Genomic DNA, 14,048 nt, shown 5'->3' with positions numbered 1-14,048 from the left:
GCCAAGGCTCATGCTCAGCGCCACCGCGAGAGCGGTGTGGCGCCACCTCGGATTGTGGATTTTGTTATGACTGCTCATTGGTAACGAATCTCCCCAGAGTGAAAGGCCCGAAGGCCAAGTGACGTAATTCGATCAGTTCATCGATAAGCAAGCCGGATGCGTGCTGGCAGCCGCCAATTGTTCCGTCAACCAGGCATAGAGCCTCATGCCTCGCCCTGTATCCACGACATCCAGCAGCTTGCTATCCGAACATAAAGCGACATAAATACTGACGTCAACAAAATCTTTATGATTATCACCAATTAGTAAGAAGTTACGATTTTTGACTCCGTGATCGGTAATAATTTGCGATTATTGTTTCCTTGATTCTCGTTTTAGGATGGAGCATTCGATAATGCTGTCGGTAATCAGAACAATTGGGGGTGATCGCCTGAAAACGCCCTTTTAACGGGGGTTCGATTTGCGTGAACTTCATGCCGGCGGTAGAGTTGCGCGGTTCAGGTGTCCCGACGGCGCGTTGCCGGAAGGATGAAACGGGAAGCCGGTGCGTGGTGTGCGATCACACTGCAAGGCCGGCGCTGCCCCCGCAACGGTAAGCGAGATCACGAGCGGCGAACGCCACTGTGCATGGCACGGGAAGGCGCCGTTCAAGGCATGCGGACGACCGCGCGCCACTCGCCAGCCCGGAGACCGGCCCGAACGATTCCTGGTGGCTCGCGGTGGGCGAGGCCGAACCACGTGTCGGTCGATCCCGCCTGCCCGTCGTTCCGTCTTCCTTCCCCGCTTGCCGTCAGCTCATTGAACACATGAGCCGTGCGCGGGTGCGCGGCGTAGAGGAACGAACATGATGAAGAAGTCCCTGCTGGCAGCGGCGCTGCTCAGTTGCACGGTGGCCGCGCAGGCCGCCGACCAGAGCGATGCATCGGCGCTGGCGCCGGTGATCGTCACCGCCACGCGCACCGCGATCACCGCCGACGAGGCGCTGTCGTCGGTCAGCGTGATCACCCGTGCCGACATCGAGCGGCTGCAGCCGCTGTCGGTGCCGGATCTGCTGGCCGGGCTACCCGGAATGAGCTTCGCCAACACCGGCGGTTACGGCCAGCAGACTTCGTTGTTCATGCGCGGCACCAATTCCACCCATACCTTGCTGCTGGTCGATGGCGTGCGGGTGGCTTCGGTCAGCGCCGGGTTGGCGGCGTTCGAGCAGATTCCGGTCGAGCAGATCGAGCGCATCGAGATCGTGCGCGGTCCGCGCTCGAGCCTGTACGGCGCCGACGCGATCGGTGGAGTGATCCAGATCTTCACCCGCCGGGGTACGCGCGATGGCGGCCTGCAGCCCTCGTTCAGCGTGACCACCGGCAGCAACAACCTGCTGCGCGGCCAGGCCGGACTGTCCGGCGGCAGCGAGCACGCCTGGTACAACCTCGGCGTCGGCGCGCAGTACACCCGCGGCATCAATGCCTGCCGCATCGGCGCCGGCGTGGTGTTCGCCGGCTGCTTCACCGACGAGCCGGACCGTGACGCCTACCGCAACAAGAACCTCAGCGCCAGCGGCGGCTACCGCTGGGACGACGGCGCCGAACTCACCGGCACCTGGCTGCGCAGCCTCGGCGAGATCCATTTCGACGGCAGCTACCAGAACCGCAGCCGCACCCTGCAGCAGGTCGCCGGCAGCACTTTCAGCTTCAATCCGCTGGAAGCGTGGAAGACGACGCTGAGCGTGGGCCAGAACCTGGACCGCTACGACAACTACGAGAACCGGGACTTCGTCGGCTACATCTACTCGCGGCGCAACCAGGCGTCGTGGCAGAACGACCTGAGCGTGGCCAGCAACCAGCTGCTGACCCTGGGCGTCGACTGGCAGGGCGAGCACATCGACAGCGACACCGGCTTCCTCGCCAGCCGCCGCAACAATACCGGCGGCTACGTGCAGTACCAGGGCACGTTCGGCCGCAACGAAGTGCAGCTGTCGGCGCGGCGCGACCACAACGGCCAGTTCGGCAACCACAACACCGGCGCTGCGGCGTGGGGCTACCGCTTCGAGCATGGCCTGCGCCTGTCCGCCAGCTACGGCAGCGCGTTCCATGCGCCCACCTTCAACGACCTGTACTACCCGTACGGCAGCGGCAATCCGGACCTGAAGCCGGAAAAATCGCGCAGCGCCGAACTGGGCCTGAGCCAACAGCAGGGCACGTGGAACTGGGCGTTGAACGCCTACCAGACCCGCATCGACCAGTTGATCGCGCTGGACAGCAACTACTTCCCGTCCAATATCAGCAAGGCGCGCATCCGCGGCGTGGAAGGACAGTTCGGCGCGAACCTCGCCGGCTGGCGGCTGCAGGCCTACCTGGGCTGGCTGCAGCCGCGCAACGAGGACGGTGGGATCAACGACGGCCGCACCCTGCCGCGCCGGCCCGGACGCACCGCACGAGTGGACCTGGACCGGCGCTTCGGCGCATTCGGCGTCGGCGCCACCGTCAACGCGGCCGGGCGCAGCTACGACGATGCGGCCAACCGCCATCCGCTGGGTGGCTACGCCAGCACCGACCTGCGCGCCAGCTGGCATTTCGCGCCGGACTGGCAGGTCGAGGCGCGGCTGGCGAACGTGTTCGACCGCCACTACGAGACCGTCTGGTACTTCAACCAGCCCGGCCGCAGCGCGTTCCTGACCCTGCGCTACAGTCCCGCCGGACGCTGATCCCGATGCCGTGCATGCAGGAGCCCGACAGCGGGTTTCTGCATGCGGGTGGACTTCAGGCACATACACAAGGACTGCGACAACTGGCATAACGTCGGCATGAATGGAACACCCGCAACGTCCCTGGCCGCGCCCCCGGCGCTCCCGCCATGCTTGCGCACCAGGGAGGCCGCTTGAACATCTTCGCACCGCTGGTCCGCCGGCCCGTTGGCACCTCATTGCTTGCGCTCGGGCTGATGCTGGCCGGGCTGTGGTCGTATCTGCTGCTCGGCGTGGCGGCGTTTCCGTCGATCGAGTTCCCCGGCGTGGCGGTGTTTGCGCAGATGCCCGGCGCCAGTGCGCAGACCATGGCCTCGACCGTGGTGGCGCCGCTGGAACGCCATCTCGGGCGCATCCCCGGGGTGCGGCAGATGTCCTCCAGCGCCAGCGAGGGCGGCGCGCAGATCCAGGTCCTGTTCAACATGGACCGCAGTGCCGACAAGGCCGCGCGCGACGTGCAGGCGGCGATCAACGCGGCGGCGCCGGACCTGCCGACCGGCCTGCCGCCGCCCGGATACTTCAAGTTCGACACCTCGCAGATCCCGGTGCTGCTGGTCTCGCTGACCTCCGCCAGTCTGCCGCCGGACCGGCTGTACGACCTCACCGACACCTTGCTGAAGCCGGCGGTGGCGCAGATCCCCGGCGTGGCCCAGGTGCAGGTGAGCGGCGGCACGCCGCATGCGGTACGCATCGTGCTGAACACCAGCGCGCTGGTGGGCATGGGCATCACCGCCAACGACGTGGCGAATGCGCTGCGCGCCGCCAACGTCACCTCGCCACAGGGCACGCTCAGCAACGGCGTCACGCGCATGACGGTGAGCGCCAACGACGCGCTGCACACGGCGCAGGATTTCGCCGCGCTGGTGGTCGCCAGCCACAACGGCGTACCGGTGCGGCTGGCCGACGTGGCCACGATCAGCAGCGGCCAGGAAGACAAGTACGCCGCGGCGTGGTTCAACGGCCAGCGCGCGGTGGTGATGCAGATCAACAAGCGGCCGGAGGCCAACGCGGTGGCCACCGTGATGGCGATCCGTGCGCGCTTGCCCGAACTGCGCGGGCTGCTTCCGGCCGACGCGACGATCACTCCGATCTTCGACTTCACCCCGACCACCCTGTCGGCGCTGCACGAGGTGGAGGTGGCGCTGCTGATGGGCATCGTGATGGTGGCGTTGGTGATGCTGGTGTTCCTGCGCCGGCTGCGGCCCACCGTGATCGCGATGTTCAGCGTGCCGCTGTCGCTGGCCGGCGCGTTCGTGGCGATGTGGATGCTCGGCTTCACCCTCAACATCTTCTCGCTGGTGGCGCTGGTGCTGTGCGTGGGTTTCGTGGTGGACGACGCGATCGTGGTGATCGAGAACATCGTGCGCCACATGGAGCGCGGCGAGCCGCCGCTGCAGGCCGCGCTGCATGGCGTGCGCGAGATCGGCTTCACGGTGATCTCGATCACGCTGTCGCTGATCGCGGTGTTCGGGCCGATGGTGTTCGGCAACAACATGTTCACCATGCTGATGCGCGAGTTCTCGGTGACCCTGATCGCCACCATCGTGATCTCGGCGCTGGTCTCGCTGACGCTCACCCCGGCGCTGTGCGGCGCCTGGCTGGCGCACGAACCCGCGGGCTCGCGCACGCCGGGGCGGCTGGAGCGCCTGGCCGAGCGTTTCGACAACGGCATGCTGCGCATCTACGAGCGCGCGCTGGACTGGGCGATGCACCATCGCCGGATCATGCGCTGGCAGCCGCTGATCCTGCTGGCGCTCACCATCGGCCTGGCGGTCGTGGTGGTGATGACCGCCGGCGGTGGCCTGATGCCGAAGGAGGACACCGGCCTGCTGCAGGTGAGCATCACCGCCGACGCCAACATCTCGCCCACCCTGCTGGCCAGGCGCACGCAGGAGGTGGCGGCGAAGGTCCAGGCCGATCCGGCGGTGCGCGACGTCTCCACCTTCCTCGGCGGCAACAACGCGGGCGGCGCGGTCGGCAACCAGTCCAGCCTGTTCGTCGACCTGAGGCCGCTTGGCGACCGGCCCGGCGACCGCCACGTCGCGGCGCAGGCGGTGGTCGACCGGCTGGACAAGTATTTCAAGAACGTGCCGGACCTGGACGTGTCGCTCAGCGTCAACCAGTTCATCGGCGGTGGTGGCGGCGGTGGCGGCGGCAAGGGGCAATATGCGTTCCAGCTCAGCAGCCTGGACGGCACGCCGCTGCAGCAGCCCACCCTGAAGCTGGCGCGGGTGATGCGCGGCATGAAGCAGTTCCGCAACGTCAGCACCAGCTTCGACAGCATCGGCAAGCAGCAGATGCTGCAGGTGGACCGCAGCGCCGCCGCGCGGCTGCACGTGAGCCTGGCCCAGGTGGACACGGCGCTGGCGAACGCGTTCAGCCAGACGCCGGTCTCCACCATCTACTCGGACATCAACCAGTACCACGTGGTGATCACCGCCAGCAGCGCCGAGTCACTGAGCCCGGCCACCCTGCTCAATACCTATGTGCGCAATTCGCAGGGGCAGATGATCCCGCTGTCCGCGCTGGCAAGGATCCAGCCGCACATCGCACCGGCCACCGTCAACCACGACGACCAGCTCGAATCGGCCGCGATCAACTACAACCTGGCCAAGGGCATCACCCAGGCGGATGGCCTGAAGCTGGTCGACCAGGCGATGTTCGCCGCGCAGCTGCCGCCCGGCGTGCAGAAGAAGTATTCCGGCGACAACAAGAACCTGGTCGATGCGCTGAACAACGCGCTGGTCATGCTGCTGGCGGTGATCCTGGTGATGTACGTAGTGCTGGGCATCCTGTACGAGAGCCTGATCCACCCGCTGACCATCCTTTCCACCCTGCCGGCCGCCGGCATGGGCGCGTTCCTGGCGATGCTGGTCACGCATACCCAGCTGACCCTGATGTCGGTGATCGCGATCCTGATGCTGATCGGCATCGTCAAGAAGAACGCGATCCTGATGGTCGACTTCGCCCTGGTCGCCGAACGCGACCGCGGCATGCCGCCACCGCAGGCGATCCGCGAGGCGGCGCTGGTGCGCTTCCGCCCGATCACCATGACCACCCTGGTCGCGATGGGCGCGGCGCTGCCGCTGGCGATCGGCTTCGGCTACGGTTCGGAGATGCGCCAACCGCTCGGCATCGCCATCCTCGGCGGCCTGTTCGTGTCGCAGCTGCTGACCTTGCTGAGCACGCCGGCGATCTACCTGTGGCAGCACGACCACCGCCAGCGCAAGGCCGCGCGGCGTCAGCTGCGGGCCGAGATCAAACGCCAGCGGATACTGCAGCAGCAGATGCCGGCCTTGCCGAAATAGTCGCGGCGGCCACCCCCTGTCTTCCGGCAGGGTGTGGACTTCAGGCACATACGTCGGGACGTGCCAAAGGGCATAAAGTGGGCATGAACGGAACTCTTGCCCTATCCTCGCCATCCCTGCGCTGCTGCAGTCTGCGTCCGCACCGGTGGACGGAAGCACCATGAACATCTTCGCCCCGCTCATCCGCCGCCCGGTCGGCACCTCGCTGCTCGCGCTCGGCCTGATGCTGGCCGGGCTGTGGGCGTACCTGCTGCTCGGCGTGGCCGCGCTGCCGTCGCTGGATTTTCCCGGCGTCTACGTGGTGGCCAGCCAGCCCGGCGCCAGTGCGCAGACCATGGCGAACACCGTGCTGGCGCCGCTGGAACGGCACCTGGGGCGCATTCCCGGAGTCGACGAGATGTACGGCAACGCCAGCGAGGGCCAGGCTTCGGTGATGGTGCGCTTCACCTTCGACCGCACCGCCGACAGCGCCGCGCGCGACGTGCAGGCGGCGATCAATGCGGCTGCGGTCGACTTGCCCAGCGGCATGCCGTCGCCGCCGCAGTACTTCAAGTTCGACACCGCGCAGATCCCGATCCTGTTCCTCACGCTGACTTCGACCGGCCTGCCGCAGGACCAGCTGTTCGACCTCGCCGACACCATGCTGAAGCCCGCCGTGGCGCAGATCGACGGCGTGGCGCAGGTGCAGGTGTTCGGCGGCACGCCGCATGCGGTGCGGATCGAGCTGGACAACAACGCGCTGGCGGCGAAGGGCCTCACCACCAACGACGTGGCCAACGCGCTGCGCGCGGCCAACGTCACCTCACCGCAGGGCACGCTGAGCAACGGCCGCACGCAGATGACGGTGAGCGCCAGCGACGGCCTGCAGACGCCGGCCGAGTTCGCGCGCCTGCTGATCTCGGTGAAGAACGGCACCCCGGTGCGGCTGTCCGACGTGGCGCGGGTCTACGGCGGCCAGCAGGACGAGTACCAGGCGGCCTGGTTCAACGACGCGCGCGCGGTCGGCCTGCAGATCAGCAAGCGGCCGGAGGCGAACGCGGTGGCCACGGTGGAGGCGATCCGCGCCAGGCTGCCGCAACTGCGCGCCTCGCTGCCGCAAAACGTGACGATGACGCCGGTGTTCGACCTCACCCAGACCACCAAGTCCGCGCTGCACGAGGTGCAGGTGGCGCTGTTGATCTCGATCGTGATGGTGGTGCTGGTGATGCTGGTGTTCCTGCGCCGGCTGCGCCCGACCCTGATCGCCACGCTGAGCGTACCGCTGTCGCTGGCCGGCGCGTTCGTGGTGATGTGGACGCTCGGCTACACGCTCAACACGCTGTCGCTGGTGGCGCTGGTGCTGTGCATCGGCTTCGTGGTGGACGACGCGATCGTGGTGATCGAGAACATCGTGCGCCACATGGAGCGCGGCGAGCCGCCGATGCAGGCAGCGCTCGCCGGCGTGCGCGAGATCGGCTTCACGGTGATCTCGATCACCTTGTCGCTGGTGGCGGTGTTCGCGCCGCTGCTGTTCGGCAACAACATGCTGGTGATGCTGCTGCGCGAGTTTTCGGTGACCCTGACCGCGGCGGTGGTGATCTCCGCGCTGGTCTCGCTGACGCTGACGCCGGCGCTGTGCGCCTACCTGCTGACCCACGAGCCGGAGCGCAGCAAGCCGCCCGGGCGGATCGAGCGGGCGGTGGAGAATTTCGACCGCAACCTGCTGCGCATCTACGCGCGTGCGCTGGACTGGGCGATGCACCATCGCCGGATCATGCGCTGGCAGCCGCTGACCCTGCTCATCCTGACCTTCGCGCTCGGCTTCGCGGTGGCCAAGACCGCCGGCGGCACCTTCATGCCGGACGAGGACACCGGCCAGCTGCAGGTCGACATCAATGCCGACGCCAACATCTCCCCGGCGCAGATGACCGAGCGCACGCTGGCCGTGGCGAAGATCATGCAGGCCGATCCGGCCGTGCTCGACCAGCTGACCATGCTCGGCCGCGATGGCGGCGGCGGTGGCGCGGTGGGCAACAGTGCGCAGATGTTCGTCGACCTGAAGCCGCATGGCAGTGGGCCGGGCCAGCGCGACGAAGGCATCAAGCAGGTGGTCGAGCGCCTGTCGAAGCAGTACGACAAGATGCCCGGCGTGAAGGTCTCGGTCAGCGCCGCGCAGTTCCTCGGTGGCGGCGGCAGCGGCGACGGCGGTGGCCAGTACGAGTTCCAGCTGATCAGCACCAACGGCGACGACCTGCAGCCGTGGGCGCTGAAGATGGTGCGGCAGCTGCGCACCATCAAGGAATTCCGCGACGTCGGCAGCAACTTCGACCAGGTCGGCAAGCAGCAGCTGCTGAAGATCGACCGCGAGGCGGCCGGGCGTCTGCACGTGGGCATCGGCACGATCGACTCGGCGCTGTACAACGCGTTCGGCCAGCGCCAGGTGTCGCAGATCTATTCCGACATCAACCAGTACTCGGTGGTGCTCAGCACCGGCGCGGCGCAGAGCGTGAGCCCGGAGTCGCTGTTGAACGTGCGCGTGCGCAACGAGCAGGGCCGGATGATCCCGCTGTCCGCGCTGGCGACGATCGAGCCGGACATCAGCCCGCTGCGCGTGCGCCACCACAACCAGCTGGAAGCCGCCACGATCAGCTACAACCTGGCCAAGGACGTCACCCAGGATGTCGGCGTGAAGCTGGTCGAGCAGGCCGCCTATGCGGCCAAGCTGCCGGCCGGCATGCGGGTGGATTTCACCGGCGCCAACCAGCGCCTGAAGCAGGCCCAGTCCAACGGCATGGTGCTGCTGCTCGGCTCGATCCTGGCGATGTACATCGTGCTGGGCATCCTGTACGAAAGCCTCGGCCATCCGCTGACCATCCTGTCCACCTTGCCGGCGGCCGGCGCCGGCGCGTTCCTGGCGATGCTGGTGACCCAGACGCAGATCTCGATGATGGCGATCATCGCGATCCTGATGCTGATCGGCATCGTCAAGAAGAACGCGATCCTGATGGTCGACTTCGCCTTGGTCGCCGAACGCGAGCGAGGATTGTCCGCGCCCGAGGCGATCCGCGAAGCCGCGCTGGTGCGCTTCCGCCCGATCACCATGACCACGCTGGTCGCGATGGGCGCGGCGCTGCCACTGGCGATCGGCTTCGGCATCGGCTCGGAAATGCGCCAGCCGCTGGGCATCGCCATCGTCGGCGGCCTGCTGGTGTCACAGCTGCTGACCCTGCTCAGCACGCCGGCGATCTACCTGTGGAATTACGACCGCAAGATCCGCAAGGCCGCGCGCCGCGAGCGTCGGGCCGAGAAGAAGCGGCTCAAGGAGCTCGGCAAGCCTCAGGCCGCGTAGCGATGCGGCTGGTGTGAATGGAAGAGGCGGAGGTAGTTGCACGAGACAACTACCTCCGTCCTTTGTATCCACGACGACGACGGTGGGCTTAGAAAGCCACGTTCAGGCGCGCCGACAGCATCTGCGCCTTGTCGCGTTGGCCCATCTCGTAGTCGTAGCCGAACTTCAGCGTCGTATGCGCCGACAGTGTTGCATCCAGCCCGACACCGAGCAGGCCGCTGTAGCGCGACAGGCCGATGCCGACCAGCGGCTGCCATTGCTCCAGACCAACAAAGCTGGCGTTGAACACGTCGCCATGCGAGGCCAGGGTGCGCTGCCACTGCGCACGCGCGCTGAAGCCCACGGCGCGACCGCCGTCCAGGTTCCAGTGACGGCCAGCGCGCACGCCGAGGCCCGCCTGCCAGCGATCCAGCGTCTGCGCGTTGCTGCGCAGGCCAAAGCCGCCGGCGCCCTGTTCGGCGAAGCCGCCGCGATCGATGCGCGCGTACTGCACGTTGACGAATGGCGTGACGTGGCTGTCGCCACGGCCGAAGTGCAGCCCGCTCTCGCCGTAGGCCACGTTGTAGTTGCCGTTGTACTGGGTCCGCACGCCTTGCACGCTGTCGCCCAGCAGGATCTGCCGACTGACATCCTGCTCGAAATGGCCGAAGCCGACGCGACCCTGCGTGTACCAGTTTCCGTTGAGCCAGCCCGCGTACATCATGCCTTCGGTGCTGCGGCTGTTGTCGTGGTCGAAGCTCTGGTTCAGCCGCTGCTGGCCCCGGCTCTGGCCAAACGCGTAGCCGGCCACGCCGGAATGGCCGATCTGGCGGTCGCTGCCGACCAGCCAGCCGTTCAACTGGAAGCCGACGCCATCGAAGCCGGCGCGCGCCATGTCGCCACCGATGCTGAGGTTGCGCATCCACATGCCGAAGCCGGTGCCCTTGTCGAGCAGGTTGTCGAAGCGATCCGACAACGCGCGGCTGGACGCATCGATGGCCTGGAAGGTCAGCGCCGCGCTGGCGGCGTGCAACCCGCCGGACAGGCTTTGCAGCGAGGCCTGCGCGGCCAGCAGGGTAGGCGACTGCTGGAACTGGCCGGCGGCATGCAGGAAGTCACCCGACACATCGGTGAGATTGCCGGCTGCGATCTTGTCGTCCAGCTGCTCGAAGGCGCCTTGCACGCGCTGTGCGCTGCCGAAGGAGGCAGGGGTGTAGCTCACGCCCTGGCCCGCGGCCGCCGTGGTCACGTTGAGGCCGGTGGTGTCCAGCCACACGCTGTTGGCGTCGTAGTTGATGGTGGTGGCGGTGAACACCACGCCGGCGCCCTTGACCAACTGGTCGAAGGTACCGGTGACGCCGCCGGCTGCCGTAAGTACGTCAGTGTGAGTGTTGCTTACATAGCCACTGTCGGCGCCGGTCACCTCCAGCGTTCCCCCGCTGAGGGTGGCGGTGCCGGTTACATCGAGCTTGCTGCCCAGGCTGACGGCCAATGTGCCAGTGGACGATTGCGAATAGTTGCCCGCTGTCGAATTTCCACCGTGAACAGCCACCGTGCCAGCATTGGAAAGAGTTCCCGCTACACCGGGCGCAGCATCCAGTGTGCCGGCTAGGCCAACGTCGACTATGCCGGAGAGCACCTTTGTTGCCTGCAATCGCCCTCCGTTGATATGGGTTTGGACGACTGATGAAAAATCGTTGCTGTCAATAAGCCAGGTGCCGGCGCCCTCCTTCATGAGGGTTCCGGCAAATATGGTGAGGCCGGTCACGCCATTGGAATAAAGCTCCGGCTGCACACTGTCGCCGTCCAAGGTCAGGGTCGACTGAGCATTCGTGCCCATCAAGAGGTCGCCTTGAATCGAGCCGCCGGCGGTTAGCGTGACATGGTTGGCAGCATCAGGATGCAGCTGAACGTTGCCGATGATGTTGCCGGTATTGACCAAATTCAGCGAGTGGTCCAGGCCGGCTCCAGGATCGTAGATGTCTTTGGCAACGAAAATAGCGCAGGTGCCAAAATTCGAGCAGTCGCCACTCTGTGTACCGTTGGCCTCTATGGTCGAGCCGAGCCCGTTATTCACCACGCCGCCATATTGGAGCGATATAGCAATCGAAGTGCCGGTAATCGTACTGCCGTCAAGGTTATTCACGACACCAGGATTGCCTGAGATTCCGACTGCACCGAACGGACCGGAGGCGCTGATTGCGCTATTCCCTTGGTTTGTAACCGAACCCCCATGTTCCATTACAACGCCGGAGCTTCCGCTGATCGTACTCCCATGGCTATTGGTCACTGTGCCGTCGCTATACATGTTGATAGCCATGCCACTGCTTTCAATAATGGCGCCGTTGGTATTGATGACACTGCCCTGGCCGATATAGAAATCCAATCCCGTACCGCCGCCGTTGGCTTTGATGATGGCGCCATCGTTGACTACGTTTCCGCCTTGCGTCAGCCGCAGGGCAAAACCGTAAAGGCCGTTGCCACTGATGATGCCACCACTTTCATTGACTACCGTGCCGCTGCTGAACAGATGGATACCGGTTCCCCCCCCTTCTATAAGGCCACCAAGGCGGTTGGTAACGGTAATCGAGGAACCAGCCAAAAACAGACCTGTGCCTTGGGAACTGGTGATGCTTCCACCATCGTTGCTCACCGTGATCGTGTCGCCGCCTGAAACGACAACGCCGTCAGAGGTTCCGCTGATGGTGCTTCCAGCCCCGTTGCGGACGATAGCGCCGTCGTGCAGGAGCAACCCCACTGCGCCGCCCGCAATGCTGCCGCCGTCGTGGTTAAGGACCGTTGCAGCGCCAGCTTGGGATTCCACCGGAGCGCTGTCCAGTTTGTCGACAATAGCTCCTGCATTGTCCAGTGTTGCGCCATTGTTCAATAGGACGTGATTGCCCAGCGACACACCACTGTTGACCGTGAGCGTGGCGTTTTTACCAGTGCTGTTATCCACCGTGAGGCTGCCGGTACCAACGGCGCCGTCCGAGACGAGTTCCAGTGTGCCACCTTGCACGGTGGTGCCACCTGTATATGTGTTGACTCCAGAAAGGATCAGTATGCCCTGGCCGGCTTGTTCCAGTGAGCCGCTGCCGCTGACGACGCCGTTGAAGGTCACGTTGTCGCTGCGGTTGAACACCAGCGATCCGTTGTCGATCACGTTGCCGGTGATCGAGCCGGCGGTGCCCCCGTTGCCAAGCTGCAACGTGCCTTGGCTGATCGTGGTGTCACCGGTGTAGGTGTTGGCACCCGTGAGGATCAGCGACCCTGCGCCGGCCTGCACCAACGAACCGCTGCCGCTGACGATGCCGTTGAAGGTCACGTTGTCGCTGCGGTTGAACACCAGCGATCCGTTGTCGATCACGTTGCCGGTGATCGAGCCGGTGGTGCCCCCGTTGCCAAGCTGCAACGTGCCTTGGCTGATCGTGGTGCCACCGGTGTAGGTGTTGGCACCCGTGAGGATCAGCGACCCTGCGCCGGCCTGCCCCAACGAACCGCCGCCGCTGACAATGCCGCTGAAGGTCACGTCGTCGCTGCGGTTGAATACCAGCGAGCCGTTGTTCGTCACATTGCCGATGACCGAACCGGACGTCCCGCCATTACCGAGTTGCAGCGTGCCGCGGCTGATCGTGGTGCCGCCGGTGTACGTGTTGGCACCGGTCAGGATCAACGTGCCCCTGCCGGCCTGCTCCAACGAACCGGTGCCGCTGACAATGCCGCTGAAGGTCACGTCGTCGCTGCGGTTGAATACCAGCGAGCCGTTGTTCGTCACATTGCCGATGACCGAACCGGACGTCCCGCCATTACCGAGTTGCAGCGTGCCGCGGTTGATCGTGGTGCCGCCGGTGTATGTGTTGGCGCCCGTGAGGATCAGCGACCCCGTACCGGCTTGCATCAGCGAACCGGCGCCGCTGACGATACCGTTGAAGGTCACGTTATCGCTGCGGTTGAATACCAGGGATCCATTGTCGATCACGTTGCCGGTGATCGAACCGGCGGTGCCACCATTGCCGATCTGCAACGTGCCGGCACTGATCGTGGTGTCGCCGGTGTAAGTGTTGGTGCCCGTCAGGATCAGAGCACCCGTGCCGGCCTGTTCCAGCGAGCCCTTGCCGCTGACGATGCCGTTGAAGGTCACGTTGTCGCTGCGGTTGAACACCAACAACGCGTTGTTCGTTACATTGCCGGTGATCGAACCGGTAGTGCCGCCATTGCCGATCCGCAATACGCCCTGGTTGATCGTGGTGCCGCCGGTATAAGTATTCGTGCCGGTCAACATCAGCGTGCCGGTACCGCCCTTGATGAGGTCGATCGAGTCGCCGATATCGTCGGACAATACGGTGAGATCGTTGGAACCGACGACGATCTCGCCGCCGGTAAAACCAGTGCTGCCTGCCGGTGGTGGTGTGGGTGATGTGGGTCTGACGTTTGCGCCACCCCCACCACCACAGCCCGATAGTCCAAGTGCCAGCGTCACGGCAAAAGCTATCGCATGCGGCTTAAGCCAGCCGCCGCCGATCCCGTGAATCGGCACGCCCATCCCTTGCAAATTTTCCATGTGCTTCCCCCTGAAGTCGCAATATCCTGCCGCAAGCATTATCGGAATGCCATGCGCGCTGCGGCAGATTCAGGTTTCGGGGTACGGGGCCTCCGGCAATCCTGCGGCACGACGCGTCGGTTTGTTCGTTCCGTG

At 65.4% G+C, this 14,048-nt stretch carries 4 protein-coding genes and 1 riboswitch; of the genes, 3 read left to right on the top strand and 1 reads right to left on the bottom strand.

Annotated elements, in window-relative coordinates; translation table 11 throughout:
• The first annotated feature begins 482 nt into the window (after window positions 1-482).
• Window positions 483-713: riboswitch (cobalamin riboswitch) on the top strand.
• Between the two features lie 134 nt (window positions 714-847).
• The 3 genes from btuB to ABIE04_RS07945 all read left to right on the top strand — a co-directional run bounded on the left by btuB (window position 848) and on the right by ABIE04_RS07945 (window position 9,373).
• On the top strand, window positions 848-2,698 hold the full coding sequence (gene btuB, locus ABIE04_RS07955) for a TonB-dependent vitamin B12 receptor (RefSeq protein WP_354549827.1): 1,851 nt from the start codon (window positions 848-850) through the stop codon (window positions 2,696-2,698).
• Between the two features lie 173 nt (window positions 2,699-2,871).
• A complete protein-coding gene (locus ABIE04_RS07950) occupies window positions 2,872-6,045 on the top strand; it encodes an efflux RND transporter permease subunit (RefSeq protein ID WP_354548403.1) in 3,174 nt (1,057 codons plus the stop codon).
• 160 nt (window positions 6,046-6,205) lie between these two features.
• Window positions 6,206-9,373 (top strand): efflux RND transporter permease subunit, encoded by a 3,168-nt coding sequence (locus tag ABIE04_RS07945; protein WP_354548400.1) that lies wholly within the window; start codon window positions 6,206-6,208, stop codon window positions 9,371-9,373.
• 88 nt (window positions 9,374-9,461) lie between these two features.
• On the opposite strand, the gene ABIE04_RS07940 is transcribed toward ABIE04_RS07945, so the two are convergent.
• Window positions 9,462-13,913: an autotransporter-associated beta strand repeat-containing protein gene (locus ABIE04_RS07940; protein WP_354548398.1), complete on the bottom strand. Its 4,452-nt coding sequence runs from the start codon at window positions 13,911-13,913 to the stop codon at window positions 9,462-9,464.
• Window positions 13,914-14,048: the final 135 nt, after the last annotated feature.

Origin of the sequence: Rhodanobacter soli (assembly GCF_040548735.1) — a bacterium.
GTDB classification, from domain to species: Bacteria; Pseudomonadota; Gammaproteobacteria; order Xanthomonadales; family Rhodanobacteraceae; genus Rhodanobacter; species Rhodanobacter soli_A.
The sequence above is the reverse complement of the archived record's forward strand: the minus strand, read 5'-3'. Positions and strand labels throughout refer to the sequence as shown.